The following is a 16,608-nucleotide window of genomic DNA, read 5'->3' as shown; positions in this document are numbered from 1 at the left end:
GGGCGACCAGCTGCCGCTGGCACCGGGGTGGCGTCTCGGCGACGAGATCGCCGTGACGACGGGCTGACGCGGACCTGCCGGACCGGGGTGCGAGCGGCCGGGCACCTCCCGCCGAGTGGTCGTATGCCGAAGCCCGGCGCGTGGCCTGCACGAGGTCACGCGCCGGGCTTCGGCATACCGGGGGGAAAAAGATCGACCGGCCTTGGTCTCATCAGCCTGGCGGACGAAGGCCGGTCGATGCCCCTACCGGGGGCGGGATCCTCGACCTGGCGGACGAAGGCCGGTCGATGCCCCTACCCCCGGCGGGATCATCAGCCTGGCGGACGAAGGCCGGTCGATGCCCCTACCCCCGGCGGGATCATCAGCCTGGCGGACGAAGGCCGGTCGATGCCCCTACCCCCGGCGGGTCAGGCGTTGGAGACGCGCTCCTTGAGACCGTCGAGCTCGGCGCGCAGCTCGGCCGGCAGCTCGTCGCCGAACTTGCCGAACCACTCCTCGACCATCGGGAGCTCCTGCTCCCACCCGGCCTTGTCGAACGCGAGGGCCGTGGCGAGCTGCTCGTCCGTGAGGTCGAGGCCGTCGGTGTTGATCTCCTCGGGCTTGGGCAGCAGACCGATCGGCGACTCGACGCCCTCGGCCTTGCCCTCGAGGCGGTCGACGACCCACGCGAGGACGCGGGAGTTCTCACCGAAGCCGGGCCACACGAACTTGCCGTCGTCGTCCTTGCGGAACCAGTTGACCTGGAAGATCTTGGGCAGCTTGTCCGCGTCACCCTTGTTGCCGATGGTCAGCCAGTGCTGCACGTAGTCACCGGCGTTGTAGCCGATGAAGGGCAGCATGGCCATCGGGTCACGGCGCACGACGCCGACGGCGCCGGTCGCAGCAGCCGTGGTCTCGGAGGAGAGCGTGGCGCCCATGTAGGTGCCGTGCTTCCAGTCGCGGGACTGGGCGACCAGCGGGATGGTCGTGGCGCGGCGGCCGCCGAACAGGATCGCCGAGATCGGCACGCCGTTGGGGGAGTCGTACTCCGCCGCGGCCATCGGGCACTGGCTGATCGGGGTGCAGAAGCGGGCGTTGGGGTGGGCGGCCTTGGTGCCGGAGTCAGGCGTCCACTCGTTGCCCTTCCAGTCGATGAGCTCGGCGGGCTTGTCGTCCGTCATGCCCTCCCACCAGACGTCGCCGTCCTTGGTGCGCGCGACGTTGGTGAACACCGAGTTGCCGGCCTCGATGGTCTCCATCGCGGACTTGTTGGTGCTCCACCCCGTGCCGGGGGCCACGCCGAACAGGCCGAACTCGGGGTTGACGGCATACAGCCGGCCGTCCTCGCCGAAGCGCATCCAGGCGATGTCGTCGCCGACCATCTCGGCCTCCCAGCCGGGGATGGTGGGGGCGAGCATCGCGAGGTTGGTCTTGCCGCAGGCCGACGGGAAGGCCGCGGCGATGTAGTGCGTCTTGCCCTCGGGGTTGGTGAGCTTGAGGATCAGCATGTGCTCGGCCATCCAGCCCTCGTCGTGGGCGATGGCGGAGGCGATGCGCAGCGCGTAGCACTTCTTGCCGAGCAGGGCGTTGCCGCCGTAGCCGGAGCCGAAGGACCAGATCGCGCGCTCCTCGGGGAAGTGCACGATGTACTTGGTGTCGTTGCAGGGCCACGGGACGTCCTGCTCGCCCTCGGCCAGCGGCGCGCCGACGGAGTGGAGGCACTCGACGAAGTCGGCCTGCGTCTCCTCCATCTGCTTGAGCACGTCGGAGCCGACGCGGGCCATGACGCGCATCGAGGCGACGACGTAGGCGGAGTCGGTGATCTCGACGCCGTACATCGGCTGGTCGGCCTCGAGGTGGCCCATGACGAAGGGGATGACGTACATCGTGCGGCCCTTCATGCACCCCTGGTAGAGGTCGCGCATGATCGGCTTCATCTCGTCGGGGGCCATCCAGTTGTTGGTGAAGCCCGCGTCCTTCTCCTCCTTGGAGCAGATGTAGGTGCGGTCCTCGACCCGGGCCACGTCGTTTGGATCGGACGCCGCGTAGTAGCTGTTGGGCTTCTTGTCCTCGTCGAGCTTGATGAAGGTCCCGGAGTCGACCAGCGCCTGGTTGAGCTGCGCGGCCTCCTCGTCCGTGCCGGTGATCCAGTGGATCTGGTCCGGCGTCGTCAGAGCGGCGATCTCATCGACCCAGGCCGCGAGCTTCTTGTGCGTGGTGGACATATGGATCCGGCCATCCCTTCTGGTTGCCGTCATTGGCAAGGCTGTGCTTGTCACGGTAACCGCTGGCCACAGGGCGGGCCACCGAGGGGGTCGATCTGCGGGGAAGGTCACACTGAGGCTCGCCTTCCCTGACATAGTTGAGTCGAGATATGTATGACGAGAAGCGAGGGAGTGCGGGCAGGTGCAGCAGCTGCTGATGGGTGGGGTCCAGGTCGACGCCGGGAGCGAGCAGGAGGTCCTCGACCTCTATCGCGGTGCTCTGCGGGGCGAGGGCGGGCCGCTCGCGATCGAGTCCGCCAACCTCGACCACCTCCACTGGTATCCCACGGGCTCGCACGACCGCTCCGCCACCAGCGCGGCCACCGGCTCCGCCACCGGCTCGGCCGCCGGCCCGGTCGAGGGCGGCCTGCGGTGGCTGACCCTCATGGACGGTGCCCCCTTCGTGATCACGGCCAAGCAGCTCACCGGGGTGACCTATCCGCGGCTCACCGGCGCGGGTCTGCTGGAGCCCCAGCTCCGCGTCGCGGCCGAGGAGGGTGCCTCGGTCGGGTTCCTCGGCGGTATGCCGGACATGCACGTGCGGCTGCGCGAGGAGCTCGGCCGCCGTCTGCCCGACCTCCGCATCGCGGGGACCTGGGCGCCGGAGCGCGCCGACATCACCTCGCCCGAGGGCGCGGCCCGGTGGGCCGAGACGGTGCGCGAGGCCGGCACCGACGTCGTCGTCGTGGGGCTGGGCAAGCCGCGCCAGGAGGACTGGATCCGCGACCACGGCGTCGCGTCCGGGGCACGTGCCCTGCTGGCGTACGGCGCCGCCGCCGACTTCATCGCCGGGACCGTGCAGCGGGCGCCGCAGTTCTACCAGGACAACCACCTCGAGTGGGCCTACCGCCTGTCGCGCGAGCCCAAGCGCCTGGCCCGCCGCTATCTCCTGCAGGGCCCGCCCTCGCTGGCCCGCCTGGTCACCCACTCGCAGCCGCGCCGCCGCTACTGACGTCCGATTTCGTGCGGAGGCCCCCTCTGCTGTAATGTCGTACCTCGTTGCAACGCCCTCACGGACGTCGCGGCGACTGCACCCGTAGCTCAACGGATAGAGCATCTGACTACGGATCAGAAGGTTAGGGGTTCGAATCCCTTCGGGTGCGCTCTGTGTTGAGACAGAAGCAAGGGCCCCGGCCGGCGGAGACGCTGGTCGGGGCCCTTCGCATGCCCCCAGGGTCCCTGTGGGCCGCGCTGGCGCCGAGCCGCGAGGCCCGCAGCGCGGCGTCAGCCAGCTCGATCGGGCCGAGTCTCGCCGAGACTGGCCGAGTCGCCTGATCGATGCCTAGGTTGCTGCTCATGATGATCAAGGTCTTCGTCAACGGTCCGCGCCCGCTGGCGGAGCATCCCCGGTTGTCCGCCGACGAGCGCGAGGTCGCGGTGGAGGCCCGGGCGGCTGTCGATGCCGGCGCCTCGGCCGTCCACGTCCACCCCAAGGACGCCGCCGGCGTGGACACCCTGGACGCCGACGACGTGGCGAGGTTCGTGCTGGCCGTTCGACAGACCTGCCCAGGCGTTCCCGTGGGGGTGACCACCGGCGCCTGGGCGTCACCCGACCCGGCGTCACGGGTCCGGTCGGTCCGGTCGTGGACGGCACTGCCCGACTTCGCCTCGGTCAACTGGCACGAGGACGGAGCAGATGACGTCGCCGCCGCCCTGATCGACCGCGGCATCGGCGTCGAGGCCGGGATCTGGCCCGGGGAAGGGCTGGCCCGATGGCAAGCCTCGCCGTGGCGGGGGAGCTGCCTGCGAGCCTTGGTCGAGCTGGCCGACGTCCCGGACGAGGACGCCGCCGCCTGGGTGGCCCGTCAGGCGACACCACTCATCGACGGCGTCCACCGCCTCGAGCCGGACCTCCCGGTCCTGCTGCACGGCGCCGAGGGCAGCACCTGGGCAGCCATCGACCTCGCCGCCCGCCTGGGGCTGGACACCCGGGTCGGCCTCGAAGACACCACCCGGCTGCCGGGCGGCGCGACCGCTGACGGAAACGCGCAGCTGGTGCACGCCGCTCTCACTCGCGTCGCCGAGACCCGATCGAGCAGAGCGACCGCGACCGATGCCGACAGCAACGACTGAGCGCGCGGTATGCCGCCGCGGCGGGCAGCGGTCAGACGGTCCGGAGGCGGCGTGCGCTCTGCCCCGGGGCGAGGTCGAGACGGCGCAGGAGCTGCGCGTTGACGGCCACGACCACGGTGGACAGGGACATCAGGACGGCGCCGACGCTCATGGGGAGGACGAAGCCCACGGGTGCGAGCACCCCCGCGGCGAGGGGAACCGAGACGAGGTTGTAGCCGGCGGCCCACCAGAGGTTCTGGCGCATCTTGGCGTAGGTCGCCCGGGACAGCTCGACCACCGACAGGACCGACCGCGGGTCGGAGGAGGCGAGGACGACGCCGGCCGAGCCGATCGCGACGTCCGTGCCGGCCCCGATCGCGATGCCGACGTCCGCCTGGGCGAGGGCGGGAGCGTCGTTGACGCCGTCGCCGACCATCGCGACCCGGCGGCCCTCAGCCTGCAGCTCCGCGACCTTGGCGGACTTGTCCTCCGGTCGGACGCCCGCAAAGACGCGGTCGATGCCGAGCTCGTGGCCGACGGTGTCGGCCACGGTCTGCGCGTCGCCCGTGATCATGACCACCTGTATGCCGAGGTCGTGCAGGGCGTCGACCGTCTCGCGCGACTCGGGACGGACCTCGTCGGCGAGCCTCACGGCCCCGGCCACCTCGCCGTCGACCAGGACGTGCAGGATGATCGCGCCCTCGGCGCGCCAGGCATCCGACACGGGCAGCTCGCGCTGGGACCGCTGCTCGAGGAGCTGCGGACCACCGACCTCGACCACGGACCCGTCGACCGTTGCTCGGACGCCCACGGCGGGCGACGACGAGAAGTCGGTGGCGCGCGCCACCGAGATCGCCCTCGCCTGGGAGGCGCCGACGATGGCGCGTGCGAGAGGGTGCTCGCTGTCGGTCTCCGCGGCGGCGGCCAGCGCGAGCAGCTCGTCGGCCGAACGACCCCGGGTGGGCTCCACGCCGGTGACGGTGGGCTCGCCCTTGGTGAGCGTGCCCGTCTTGTCGAAGAGCACGGTGTCCACGGTGCGCATGGACTCCAGCGCCAGTCGGTCCTTGACGAGGACTCCTCCGCGGGCGGCTCGCTCGGTGGCGATCTGGACGACCAGCGGGATGGCCAGGCCCAGGGCGTGGGGGCAGGCGATGACGAGCACCGTGATGGTACGGATGACGGCCGAGTCCGGCATACCCGCACTGGTCCAGACGACCGCGGTCACGATCGCGGCCGCGAGGGCGAACCAGAACAGCCAGGCCGCAGCCCGGTCGGCGATCCGCTGGGCTCGCGAGGTGGACGACTGGGCGTCGGCGACCAGGGCGCGGATCCCGGCGAGCGTGGTGTCGTCACCGACGGCCGTCACCTGGACCCGTAGGCCGGAGTCGGTGGCGACGGTGCCCGCGACCACGGTGTCGCCGGCTGCCCGGCGGACGGTCCGCGACTCGCCGGTGACCATGGACTCGTCCATGCTGGCGGACCCGGCGACGATCCGGCCATCCACCGGGACCGAGGCCCCCGGACGGACGACGACGACGTCACCGACCACCAGCTCGGAGGGGTCGACGGCGACCACGTCGTCGCCGACGACCTTCTCGGCCTCGTCCGGGAGAAGGGCGGCGAGCGAGTCGAGCGCGGAGGTGGTCTGGGCCAGAGACCGCATCTCGATCCAGTGCCCGAGGAGCATGATCACCACCAGCAGCGCCAGCTCCCACCAGAAGTCGAGGGTGTGGTCGACCAGCCCCAGGCTCGCGCCCCAGGAGGCCCCGAACGCAACGGTGAGGGCGAGCGCGACGAGCAGCATCATGCCGGGCCTGCGCGAGCGTGCCTCTGACCAGCCGCCCTCGAGGAAGGGTCGCCCGCCCCAGAGGTACATCACCGTGCCGAGGGCCGGCGAGACCCATGGCAGCCAGGAGCTCTCGGGCAACGAGTAGCCGACGAGCATCGCGAACATCTCGCTGAGGCCGACGACCGGTACGGCAAGGACCAGCATCACCCAGAAGAGGCGGCGAAAGACCGCGACGTGGTCCGCGTGCTCGTGGCCGCCGTGGCCGCCGTGGCTCCTGTGCTGGGCGTGGTCGTGACTCATGGTCCGGGTCCTCTCGATGACGTATACCCCTAGGGGGTATAGGCCGGAACATGCTCGCCCCACCGGGTATTCCACCGAGTCCGTGGGTGAAAGGACGTGGGAACACCGTCGGGTGCGTGACACTGGGGCCATGCAGCCCGCACCGGTCCGTGCCCTGGTCGTCGACGACGAGCCCGTGCTCGCGGGCACGGTTGCCAGCTACCTGGACCGGGCCGGCTTCCAGACGCGCATGGTCGCGGACGGTCGCGAGGCGGTGGAGGTCGCCCGTGGGTGGGCGCCCGAGGTGGTGGTGCTCGACCTGGGCCTGCCCGGGCTGGACGGCGTCGAGGTGTGTCGCCAGATCCGCACCTTCTCCGACTGCTACGTCCTGATGCTGACCGCGCGCGCCGACGAGGTCGACCTGCTGGTGGGGCTGTCCGTGGGTGCCGACGACTACATGACCAAGCCGTTCAGCGCGCGCGAGCTCGTCGCCAGGGTCCAGGTCCTGCTTCGTCGTCCGAGGGCGGGTGGGCTGGTCCAGGGCTCAGCCCGCCGGATCTTCGGTGACCTGGTGATCGACCCCGACGCGCGGGAGGTCGAGCTGGGAGGGGTTCTGGTCGACCTGACGCGCACCGAGTTCGACGTGCTCGACGCCCTGTCCAGCCAGCCGCGGTTCGCCTACTCGAGGCGCCAGCTCGTGGACGCCGTCTGGGGGCCTGACTGGGTCGGCGACGACCGCCTGGTCGACGTGCACGTCGCCCATGTCCGCCGCAAGCTGGCCGACGATCCCGCCAGCCCGCGCTACATCTGCACCGTGCGTGGTGTCGGCTACCGGATGGGGACGGGGCGATGACGTCCCGACGGGTGAACGGGTCGTTGACCCACCGGCTGGTGCTCGCCCAGGTGGCGGTGATCGCCGCGATGACCGTCACCATGGTCGTCGCCGCGCTCGTCATCGGACCGGCGGTGTTCGACCAGCACATGCACGAGGCGGGCCACGGCGAGCAGCCGCAGCTCCTCGCGCACGCCCAGGAGGCGTTCCGGTCGGCGGGGCTGGCGTCGATGGGAGCCGGTTTCGCGCTCGCGGTCCTGGCGGCGGTCGGGGCCAGCGCCTTCGTGACCCGCCGGATCGGCCGTGCCCTGGACGCGCTCGCCAGGGGCGCAGACGAGGTCGCCCAGGGCCACTACGACCAACCCGTGGTGATGCAGCCGACGGGGCGCGAGCTGGACGCCGTGGCACGGACGTTCAACGCCATGGCCGGGCAGATCGCCGGCACGGAGGCCACCCGTCGCCGCCTGCTCACCGATCTCTCGCACGAGATGCGCACCCCGATCGCGGCGATCCAGGTCACCCTCGAGGCGGTCGAGGACGGCGTGACACCCCTCGACGACGCGACGCTCGCCACGCTGCGCGCCCAGACCAGGCGCCTCGAGCGCCTCGCCACCGACCTCAAGGACGTGTCTGCTGCCGAGGAGGGGCGGCTCGACCTGCGGAGAGAGGCGGTGGACCCGGCCGATGTGGTCCGGGCGGCCACCGGTGCGGCGGCTGCGGCATACGCCCGTCAGGGGGTGCGCCTGGAGCTCGACATCGGCGAGGACCCTCCTGCGCGGGTGCTCGCCGACCCCTCACGGCTGGGACAGGTGGTCGACAACCTCCTGCGCAACGCGCTGCAGCACTGCACGGCGGGGGACTCGGTCCGGATCGAGGTGCGCAGCCGCGCGACGGGCACCACGGTCGCGGTCAGCGACACCGGGTCGGGCATCGCGGCTGAGCACCTCCCGCACGTGTTCGAGCGCTTCTACCGCGCTGACCCGGGACGGCGGCGCGAACCCGAGTCCGTCACGGGGACCGGTGTGGGACTGTCCATCTCGCGGGCCATCGTCTCGGCCCACGGCGGCACCCTCGACGTCCGCAGCGACGGCCCGGGCAGGGGAGCGACCTTCACCATCGCCCTGCCCCCGGCCTGACCTTCATCGAACCTTCACAGTTCCTGCGGCAGCTCTTCGCACGTGGGGCGCAGCGTGGTCCCCGTCGAGCTCCACCGAACCCGGGAGACCACCATGAGCACGCTGACCGCGGCCACCCCCGCCGCGACCGATCACGCACCGCGGCGCGGTGCCGCCACCACCCTCGCGGTCCTCACGGCGCTGGCCGTGGTCGTCGGCCTGCTGACACCCGACCGCACCCAGGGCAGCGGCATGGACGGGATGTCGATGACGCATTACATGGGCCTGCTCGCGGTCCAGCAGCCCTGGAACCTCTTGCTGTTCATGGCGATTCCCGTGATCCTCGCCGAGACCCTGGCGATCACGGAGCTGGTCGTCCTGTTCGCTCGCCCCGCGCCGTCGTGGGTGCACGGGCTCAGCCGCTGGGCGGGGCTGCTCGCGGGGCCGGTGATGGTCGCGATCCTCGTGCACCTGCTCCGGTATGCCGTCCTCCCGCTCACCCTGGACGGTGGCTGGCGAGGGCCGGCCGATGTCATCGCGGTCCTGGCCTACCTGCTCGGCGCCGTGCCGATGGTCGGCATCAGCCTCGTCGCTGCGGGCCTGCTCGGACGTGACGCGCGCCATGCCCGCAAGCTGCACGTGGCCTTCGTGGCGGTGTTCCTCGTCGTCGCCCACGTCGCCATGATCGCCGGGATGCTCGACCCCGCCGTCATGGGGTGGACCCAGGGCGGCGGGCAGCACGAGATGCCGGGCGGCACGATGATGCCCGGCATGCACCACTGACCTCAGACGAGGGCGCTCAGGTGCACGACGGGTCGGGTGCCCGAGGGCGCGGTCTGCTTGGCGGCGCGGGCGACGTCGGCCTCGGACGCGCCGGGGGTGAGCGTGACGGTGAGGGCCAGGCGGCGGCCCTCCCACGTGGCGGTGCACGACTCGACCCCGTCGAGCAGGGCCACGTCGTGGGCCACGTCGTGGGCCACACCGTCGGCCTCGACGTGCCGGCCGTAGACCTGCCGCCGTCCCTCCACGGGGCCGTGCGCCACCACGCGGCCGTCCGGGAGGAGCGCCGCGAGCTGCCCGGTGGCGACGGTCCCTGACGCGGTGTGGGCGACGAGCTCGCCGACCTGGGTGAAGCCCGTCGCCCGACCGAGGGCGTCACGGATCGCGTAGCCACGGGGCTCGGAGGCGTCGAGCCCTGGCACCGTCAGCTGGTCAGGAGAGAGGACGTCGCCCCAGCGCGGCGCCGGGGCGTCCGGCGCGCTGCTGGTGCGCGGGCGAGCCAGGAGCGCGGCCGCCTCGGCCTCCTCCGGCAGCAGGTGGTCGATCTCTCTCAGCGGCGTGGCCAGCGTGGCGTGGCTTGCGAGGCGCGCGACGAACGTGGCGAACCGCTCGGCGTGCCAACGGGTCTGCTCGGCCGTGTAGACCTCGCGATGGGCCTCGCACTCGATCGCGAGGGAGCCGTCGGCGAGCGGGTGGATGGTCAGCAGCAGGTCGTAGACAGGTCCGCGTTGCAGGGCCTGCGTCGTGACGGTGACGCCAGGGACGACGGGGTCGTCGTCATACGGCATGACGTTGATCGTGGGCCCGTGCAGGCGCCCGGCCCGCCAGGCCGACGGAAGTGCCTCGAAGATCTTCTCCGTCGGCGTCTGGTGGTAGGGCCGGGTCGCGCGGGCGCTCTCGACGACGCGCCGGGTCAGGGCGGCCAGGTCGTCGTCGTCCTCGAGGCCGACCCGCAGGGGGACGACATTCATCATGTTGACGGTCACGGCGCGGTCGACGACGGTGTCGCGCGCGACCACGGGCAGGCCGATCACCGCGGTGCGCTCCTCGCTGACGCGGGCGCTGTATGCCGCTCCCGCCGCGATCAGCGGGTACGTCCAGACGCGGTTGCCCAGGGTGGCGCCGAGCGCCTCACGCGCGGCCGAGGGGAGCACGACGTCGTGGCGGTGCGGGGCGGCCACGACGTGGTGGGCCCGGTCGGCCGGCGACACCCGGTCGGGCGTCCCCTCGAGGTAGTCCCGCCAGAAGGCCTGCTGGTCCCGGTCGGGCCGCTCCTGCTCGACGAGCTGCTCCAGCGAGGGATAGCTGCGCTCCGGCAGCTCTGCGCCGGAGACCAGGTGGTTGTACTGCTCGACGACGCGGTTGCGCACCAGCCAGGCGCCATAGCCGTCGACCATGGCGTGCAGGGCTCGCTGCAGCCACCAGACCCCGGTGCGTCCGACGATCAGCACGTGCCGGACCAGCGGGCCGCCGGCGTCGACGTCCCAGGGCTCGGTGCAGAGGCGCTCGGCCAGCTCCCGCGCCGCCGTGCGCTCGTCGTCGATGTCGTCGATGTCCTGGAAGTCAGTGGCATCAGGGGCGTCAGGGGCAGCAGTGGCATCGGGGACGTCGAGGCGGGAGACGACGTCGAGCCGGGAGACGGTGACGACGTCGTCGGTCAGGCCCCCGACGTACTGGCGCGCAGGCTCGGTGCTCACGTCCACCCTCAGCCGCAGGGTCGGCATCTCGACCGAGACGCGGCGCACGGCATCGGCCAGCGCGTCGGCGTCCACGGGCCCGGCGAGCTCCGTCAGGAGCGCGACGCTCCAGGCGGGGGAGCCGGGGTCGGCCAGGTGTCCCTGCAGCATGCCCCGCTGGGCGGGGACGAGAGGGAGACGAGGGGGGAGGGTGCGGCCGGCGCTGGGGTCGGCGCTGGGGTCGGCGCTGGGGTCGGCGTCCGTGTCGGGCACGCCGATCAGGATAGTTGAACGGTCCAACCCGCGCGGGGGCTTGCGTCGACTCGTCCTGGTGCCTGCCGCCCGATCCGGGACGTCCGCGTGGCAGAGTGTGGGCATGAGCGACCAGTACGACCTCGAGCCCGGCGACAGCGGCGACCAGGACTCCTTCAGCATCGACGACGAGACCCAGCTGAGCGGCGAGGACCAGCTGCTCGACCGGGGCGTGGACGACCTGCTGGACGAGGGCTACTCCCCGCCGGAGCGTCCCCGTGAGGTCGAGAGCTATGGCATCACGGCGCAGGAGCAGCACGACGGGGAGTCGATCGACATGCGCCTCGAGGAGGAGCTGCCGGACGACCCGCAGGACGAGCACGACCCGCGGGCCCACGTGCGCCACGGCGACGACCGGGTGGGCGGGGACGACCCCGACGCGATCTCGGTCGAGGACGACTTCCTGGGTGACCCCGAGGTCGGCGATCGCCGCGCCGGGCGTCTGGTGGCACCCGACGAGGGGGCGCACGAGGACCGTGAGTCCGACCTCCTGGCCAACGACGAGGGCTTCAGCGGCGGCGCCGCCTCGGCCGAGGAGGCCGCGGTCCACGTGATCGACGGCGACCCGGACGTGGAGGGTGACCGGGAGTACCCGCGTCAGGGCTGACGACCAGCCGTCCCGGTCCTGTGACCGAGGGCACGATGACGGGCGGCATACCGGTCGGTAGCCTGTGGGGACCGTGATCGCCCGTCGGCGGCTCGGCTCCCACCACCGAGCCGTATGCCGGGGGTGACGCACCGAGACCATCGGCTCGAACGGCGACCCATCCCGTCGCGACGACCACGCGCCCAGCGCTGCCACGCCGTCCTTTGGGGTCTGCCATGTCCTATGCCCACGCGTCCCGCCTGACCACCACGCCGGATCCGATCGTTCCCGATCCGACCGACCCGATCTTTGCCATGCACCTCGGCGGCAAGATCGAGACCGCGCTGCGGTGCGAGGTGCGCGATGCCACCGACCTGTCCCGCGCCTACAGCCCCGGCGTCGCCCAGGTGTGCACGGCGATCGCCGAGAACCTGTCCCTCGCCGACACCTACACCTCACGGGCCTCGACGATCGCGGTCGTCAGCGACGGGACCGCGGTCCTCGGGCTGGGGGACATCGGGCCGCACGCCGCGATGCCGGTGATGGAGGGCAAGGCGATGCTCTTCAAGCACTTCGGTGGCCTCAACGCCGTCCCGATCTGCCTCGCCACGACCGACGCCGACCAGATCGTCGAGACGGTGGTGGCGCTCGCGCCGACCTTCGGCGGCATCAACCTCGAGGACATCAGCGCCCCGCGGTGCTTCGAGATCGAGCAGCGGCTCAAGGATCGGCTCGACATCCCCGTCTTTCACGACGACCAGCACGGCACGGCGATCGTCACCCTGGCCGGGCTCATGAACGGCGCGACGGTCCTCGGTCGCGAGCTGGCGTCCCTGCGCATCGCCATCACCGGGGCCGGGGCGGCGGGCGTCGCCATCACCAAGGTGCTGCAGCGCGCAGGGGTGCGCGACATCGTGGTCTGCGACCGCCAGGGCATCATCGGCTCGCACCGCGGTGACCTGCCGCCCCACAAGAGGCAGCTTGCCGCCACCACCAACCACCGGGACCTGTCCGGCGACATCTCGCGGGCACTGCGCGGCGCCGACGTGCTGATCGGCGTGGCCGGGGGCACCGTGCCGGAGGCAGCGGTGAGCCGGATGGCCGAGGACGCCATGATCTTTGCGCTCGCCAACCCCGACCCCGAGGTCCACCCCGACATCGCGGCCCGTCACGCGGCCATCGTGGCGACGGGCCGCAGCGACTACCCGAACCAGATCAACAACGTCCTCGCCTTCCCCGGGATCTTCAAGGGGGCCCTGAGCGTTGGTGCTTCCCGCATCACTGAAGGCATGAAGCTGGCCGCCGCCGAGGCCATCGCAGCCTGTGTCCCTCACCCCACGCCCGATCGTGTGGTTCCCAGTCCGTTCGACCCTGCGGTGGTCGAGTCGGTCACCCGATCGGTCGCACGCGCCGCTCAGATGGAGGGTGTCCTTCGTCACTGACGTGACAGATGGGCGTAACCGGGCGTATGGAGACCCGCTAGAGAGCCACACCCTACGTGTCGGTCCAGGGCCGATGGGGTGAGTACCGCTTCGCAGTTGGCCCGATCGATACGCGCCGGTCACCTCGGTGCGAGACCCTGTGCGGGTGGGCCGGTCGGTCCTCGTGCGGGCGTCTCGGCTCACCGGCGCAGCCGCACCTCATCCTGAAGAAGACGGGCATGACAGACGTGATCGACTCGCGCGGCAAGCATCGCACCGTGAGCGGCTCTACTCGTCCGCGCCCTCGTCTGCTCACGGACCCCGAGCTCCACGCCTACACGCCCTCGCTGTGGACCAGGGTGCGCAGCGTCGCGGCGGCGACGGTGATCGCCGACGTGACCGCCTGCCTGCTCGCCTGGCTGCTGACGGGCATCGACGCCCGTCCCGCGCTGCTGATGACGGCGATCGTCGTGGCGCTCTTTGCGGGCAGCAAGCTCTATGACTCGCGGCTCAACCTCTCCGCCCTGGACGACCTGCCCGCCATCGCCGGCCGCTGGATCATCGCGTGCGCCGCCGTCGCCATCGTGGGGGCCGGGGTGGAGAGCCGCCCGATGGCCAACGTCGTCGAGGAGCTGCACGTCCTGGCCTTCCCCCTCGCCCTGCTCGCCCTCGTGCTGATCGGTCGCGCCCTCGTCTACGCCGCCATCCGCTGGGCTCGCCGCACGGGACGCGTGGGGCACCGAGCCCTGATCCTCGGCGCCGGTGTGGTCGGTCACGAGATCGCCCAGCTGCTGCAGGACCACCCGCAGTACGGCCTGCGCCCCTACTGCTTCCTGGACAGCGACCCCAAGGTCGTCGACTCCATGGATGTCCTCCCGGTCCTCGGCGGGCCCGAGGAGCTCGAGCGCACCTTGACCGACAACCGGATCCACGTCGTGATCGTCGCCTTCTCCTCGATGAAGGAGTCGGAGATGGTGCCGCTGATCCGCACTTGCGACCGCCTGGAGTCCGAGCTCTTCGTCGTCCCCCGCCTCTACGAGCTGCACCACGTCGAGGGAGACATGGACACCGTCTGGGGCGTGCCGCTGGTCCGCCTCCGTCGCGCGGCCTACCGCTCGCCCATGTGGCGCGTGAAGCGGCTGGGCGACATCGTGCTGTCCGGCCTCGCGTTGGTCGTACTGTCCATCCCCATGGCGCTGGTCGCGCTCGGTGTCCGGCTCGACGGCGGGCCGGGGATCATCTTCAGGCAGGAGCGGGTGGGGGTCGACGGTCGTCCCGTCACCGTCATGAAGTTTCGCTCCATGCGCCCCGTCAACGAGGCCGAGTCGCAGACCAACTGGAACATCGCCAAAGACAACCGGTTGAGCGCGTTCGGCAAGTTCATCCGCAAGACCTCCCTCGACGAGCTCCCGCAGCTGATCAACATCCTGCGCGGCGACATGAGCGTCGTCGGCCCACGCCCCGAGCGCCCATACTTCGTGGAGCAGTTCCAGCAGATGTACCCCGCGTACGGTGCCCGCCACCGCGTGCCCTGCGGCCTGACCGGCTGGGCAGCCATCAACGGGCTGCGCGGCGACACGTCGATCGCCGAGCGCGCGCGTTTCGACAACTACTACATCCAGAACTGGTCACTCTGGCTGGACATCAAGATCATCGTGCGCACAATCGGCTCCGTCGTCACCGGTTCCGGTGGCTGAGCCCGCCTCAGGGCGAGACGCGATGAACGCCCAACCCATACCGTCTGTCACGTCGAGGAGGAAGATGCGGATCCTCGATGTTCGTCAAAGGCTGTCGGGCTCGCGCCGTAACGGCTTGATGTTCGCGGACACCGCGGTCAATGCCTTGACCGGTGTCTTTCTCGTGGCAGGGGCTGCCCGACATCTGGACCCCCGACAGCTCGCCGCGTTCTCGCTGGCTCAGCTGATGGTGACGACCATGATCGGCATCCTGCGCAGCGCCGTCTACGGGCCAGCCATGGCTGCCCAGCGATCCACCGGTCGTGCCGTGGTGCCCGCCGACTGGGCCGTTAGCATCTCAGCCCCCATCGGGGTGATCATGAGCGCTGGGTTGGTTCTCCTGGTGCCTGGACTGGGCTCAGACATTCTCCCTACCTTTGCCGGCATGTCGGCCGTAGCAGCAGTGGTGCTGGCCCAGGACGGGCTTCGCTCTGCGCTCCTGTCCCGAGAGCTTCCGGGTTGGGCGCTCGCCGGCGACGTGCTGACCTTCGTGACGATCATGGTTCCGATCATTGCTGGCCTGATGCCGGAGTCGGCGCTCGCGGTGCTTTGCGTCTGGGCCGCGACCGTCTCCGGGGGAGTGGTGGTTGCCCTGGTTGGCCTGCGGAGGTCTCGAGGCGGCTACACCCGCCAGTCGCTGGCATCTGCGTGGAAGCTCGGACGTTGGGCCACCCTGGACGCGGTGTTCGCTGCCATCGCCTACCTCCTGCCGATGTTCATGGCCACCCTGTACGTGGGGAACAACGCGGCGGGCACATATCGAGTGCTGCAGACCGCTCTGGGCCCCTTGAACATCATCCAGACCACGGTGGTGACTGTGTTCGGGCTCGACGCCTGGCAGACCACCACCATCGCCGGCCTCAGAGCACTCAAACGCAAGGTAAGTCTGCTGTTCGGTGGCCTTTTCGGCCTCTCGGCTGTCTGCGCCGGCGCGGGTCTGCCCATCATGATCGCCATAACGCACCTGAGTGATCCACACCTCGCGCGGATCGCGATCATCGTCGCTGCTCACGGGATCATGACCGCGACGACCACCCCGTTCCTGGCTGCATCGCTGGCGTTGGGCTACCAGAAGTTCGGTGCTTTCATCAGATTCGTGGTGCTGATCGCCTGTGTCGGCGTCAGCCTCCCGGTGGCTGGTTCGCGATGGGTCCCCTGGCACGACCCCATCGGAACCGCGATGTTGGTGTCCTCTGGCTTCACGTTGGCCGGCTGGATGATCTCTTACGCCGCGGCCTCCCGGCGCGAGGAGGTGCTCCTCACAGGCGATGGAGCCCGTGCCTCCGCGGCAGGGGGCCGGTCTCCGCGATACCGGGGGCGGCACCGCCCGCCCGGCAGACTTGCCTCGTGACGCTCGCCCTGGCCGTGGCCCTCGTACTTGGCGCGCTGGCGGGCGCGCTGGTGCGGTCGCGCCCCACCGCCCTGCCTGGACTGTTGTGCGGCGGCATTCTCCTGCTCGTTGAATCGGCCCCGGTCTCCTGCCGCATCGTTTCTGGTTCAGGAAGGATGGGGTCCATGCCCAAGAAGTACACCGCCGAGGAGCGGGACCGTGCCGTGCGGATGGTCCGTGAGCAGGTGCCCGAGTTCGGGTCAGTGACGGCTGCCGCTGGGGCGGTGGCGACCCGGTTGGGGATGTCGCGGGAAACGATCCGTAACTGGTGCAAGCAGTCCGAGATCGATGCCGGCCAGGCCGTTGGGGTCACCAGTGACGAACGCACCGAGATCAAAGAGCTGAAGGCCAAGGTGCGCCGCCTCGAGGAAGACAACGTGATTCTGAAGGCGGCAGC

13 protein-coding genes and 1 tRNA gene are annotated in these 16,608 nt (G+C 70.9%); 11 read left to right on the top strand and 3 right to left on the bottom strand.

Annotation, left to right across the window (positions count from 1 at the left end; all coding sequences use genetic code 11):
- Positions 1 to 407: 407 nt before the first annotated feature.
- Positions 408 to 2,204 (bottom strand): phosphoenolpyruvate carboxykinase (GTP), encoded by a 1,797-nt coding sequence (locus tag K313_RS0118235; RefSeq protein WP_034254287.1) that lies wholly within the window; start codon positions 2,202 to 2,204, stop codon positions 408 to 410.
- Between the two features lie 181 nt (positions 2,205 to 2,385).
- On the opposite strand from K313_RS0118235, the gene K313_RS21715 reads away from it, so the two are divergent.
- From K313_RS21715 to K313_RS0118220, 3 genes are all read left to right on the top strand, one after another.
- Complete coding sequence (locus K313_RS21715) at positions 2,386 to 3,195, top strand: WecB/TagA/CpsF family glycosyltransferase (RefSeq protein ID WP_051274216.1); 810 nt, start codon at positions 2,386 to 2,388, stop codon at positions 3,193 to 3,195.
- A gap of 78 nt (positions 3,196 to 3,273) precedes the next feature.
- Positions 3,274 to 3,346, top strand: a tRNA-Arg gene (locus K313_RS0118225).
- Between the two features lie 193 nt (positions 3,347 to 3,539).
- Positions 3,540 to 4,316, top strand: a complete 777-nt coding sequence (locus tag K313_RS0118220; protein ID WP_029212830.1) for a 3-keto-5-aminohexanoate cleavage protein — start codon at positions 3,540 to 3,542, stop codon at positions 4,314 to 4,316.
- 31 nt (positions 4,317 to 4,347) lie between these two features.
- Here K313_RS0118220 and K313_RS0118215 read toward each other — a convergent pair whose 3' ends face one another.
- Complete coding sequence (locus tag K313_RS0118215) at positions 4,348 to 6,384, bottom strand: heavy metal translocating P-type ATPase (RefSeq protein ID WP_029212829.1); 2,037 nt, start codon at positions 6,382 to 6,384, stop codon at positions 4,348 to 4,350.
- Positions 6,385 to 6,514: 130 nt separating this feature from the next.
- On the opposite strand from K313_RS0118215, the gene K313_RS0118210 reads away from it, so the two are divergent.
- The 3 genes from K313_RS0118210 to K313_RS0118200 all read left to right on the top strand — a co-directional run bounded on the left by K313_RS0118210 (position 6,515) and on the right by K313_RS0118200 (position 9,093).
- A complete protein-coding gene (locus tag K313_RS0118210) occupies positions 6,515 to 7,216 on the top strand; it encodes a response regulator transcription factor (RefSeq protein ID WP_034254284.1) in 702 nt (233 codons plus the stop codon).
- A complete protein-coding gene (locus K313_RS0118205) occupies positions 7,213 to 8,331 on the top strand; it encodes a sensor histidine kinase (protein ID WP_029212827.1) in 1,119 nt (372 codons plus the stop codon). Before K313_RS0118210 ends, K313_RS0118205 begins: the two co-directional genes overlap by 4 nt.
- A 93-nt stretch (positions 8,332 to 8,424) precedes the next feature.
- Complete coding sequence (locus tag K313_RS0118200) at positions 8,425 to 9,093, top strand: DUF6803 family protein (RefSeq protein WP_029212826.1); 669 nt, start codon at positions 8,425 to 8,427, stop codon at positions 9,091 to 9,093.
- 2 nt (positions 9,094 to 9,095) lie between these two features.
- On the opposite strand, the gene K313_RS0118195 is transcribed toward K313_RS0118200, so the two are convergent.
- Positions 9,096 to 11,039, bottom strand: a complete 1,944-nt coding sequence (locus tag K313_RS0118195) for a condensation domain-containing protein (protein ID WP_029212825.1) — start codon at positions 11,037 to 11,039, stop codon at positions 9,096 to 9,098.
- 103 nt (positions 11,040 to 11,142) lie between these two features.
- On the opposite strand from K313_RS0118195, the gene K313_RS0118190 reads away from it, so the two are divergent.
- The 5 genes from K313_RS0118190 to K313_RS23720 form a co-directional block, all read left to right on the top strand.
- A complete protein-coding gene (locus K313_RS0118190; RefSeq protein WP_019285256.1) occupies positions 11,143 to 11,685 on the top strand; it encodes a DUF5709 domain-containing protein in 543 nt (180 codons plus the stop codon).
- A 215-nt stretch (positions 11,686 to 11,900) separates the two neighbouring features.
- Positions 11,901 to 13,106, top strand: coding sequence for an NAD(P)-dependent malic enzyme (locus K313_RS0118185; protein ID WP_029212824.1), 1,206 nt, complete (start codon positions 11,901 to 11,903; stop codon positions 13,104 to 13,106).
- A 218-nt stretch (positions 13,107 to 13,324) separates the two neighbouring features.
- Complete coding sequence (locus tag K313_RS0118180; RefSeq protein WP_084413029.1) at positions 13,325 to 14,782, top strand: sugar transferase; 1,458 nt, start codon at positions 13,325 to 13,327, stop codon at positions 14,780 to 14,782.
- Between the two features lie 64 nt (positions 14,783 to 14,846).
- Positions 14,847 to 16,172 (top strand): MATE family efflux transporter, encoded by a 1,326-nt coding sequence (locus K313_RS0118175; RefSeq protein ID WP_029212822.1) that lies wholly within the window; start codon positions 14,847 to 14,849, stop codon positions 16,170 to 16,172.
- Positions 16,169 to 16,608, top strand: a 440-nt coding sequence (locus K313_RS23720) for a transposase (RefSeq protein WP_156911465.1), incomplete at its 3' end; no start/stop codon positions are given. The genes K313_RS0118175 and K313_RS23720, both read left to right, overlap by 4 nt.

The organism is Arsenicicoccus bolidensis DSM 15745 (genome assembly GCF_000426385.1).
Taxonomy (GTDB): domain Bacteria; phylum Actinomycetota; class Actinomycetes; order Actinomycetales; family Dermatophilaceae; genus Arsenicicoccus; species Arsenicicoccus bolidensis.
Note: the sequence above shows the minus strand (reverse complement) of the source record. Positions and strands in the feature narration are given on the sequence as shown.

What these genes read in the sequence shown, in the direction of transcription:
- K313_RS0118235 (WP_034254287.1), bottom strand. Translation starts at nt 2,204, where the DNA reads ATGTCCACCACGCACAAGAAGCTCGCGGCCTGGGTCGATGAGATCGCC.
- K313_RS0118215 (WP_029212829.1), bottom strand. Translation starts at nt 6,384, where the DNA reads ATGAGTCACGACCACGCCCAGCACAGGAGCCACGGCGGCCACGGCGGC.
- K313_RS0118220 (WP_029212830.1), top strand. Translation starts at nt 3,540, where the DNA reads ATGATGATCAAGGTCTTCGTCAACGGTCCGCGCCCGCTGGCGGAGCAT.
- K313_RS0118180 (WP_084413029.1), top strand. Translation starts at nt 13,325, where the DNA reads ATGACAGACGTGATCGACTCGCGCGGCAAGCATCGCACCGTGAGCGGC.
- K313_RS0118205 (WP_029212827.1), top strand. Translation starts at nt 7,213, where the DNA reads ATGACGTCCCGACGGGTGAACGGGTCGTTGACCCACCGGCTGGTGCTC.
- K313_RS0118185 (WP_029212824.1), top strand. Translation starts at nt 11,901, where the DNA reads ATGTCCTATGCCCACGCGTCCCGCCTGACCACCACGCCGGATCCGATC.
- K313_RS0118175 (WP_029212822.1), top strand. Translation starts at nt 14,847, where the DNA reads ATGCGGATCCTCGATGTTCGTCAAAGGCTGTCGGGCTCGCGCCGTAAC.
- K313_RS0118190 (WP_019285256.1), top strand. Translation starts at nt 11,143, where the DNA reads ATGAGCGACCAGTACGACCTCGAGCCCGGCGACAGCGGCGACCAGGAC.
- K313_RS0118210 (WP_034254284.1), top strand. Translation starts at nt 6,515, where the DNA reads ATGCAGCCCGCACCGGTCCGTGCCCTGGTCGTCGACGACGAGCCCGTG.
- K313_RS0118200 (WP_029212826.1), top strand. Translation starts at nt 8,425, where the DNA reads ATGAGCACGCTGACCGCGGCCACCCCCGCCGCGACCGATCACGCACCG.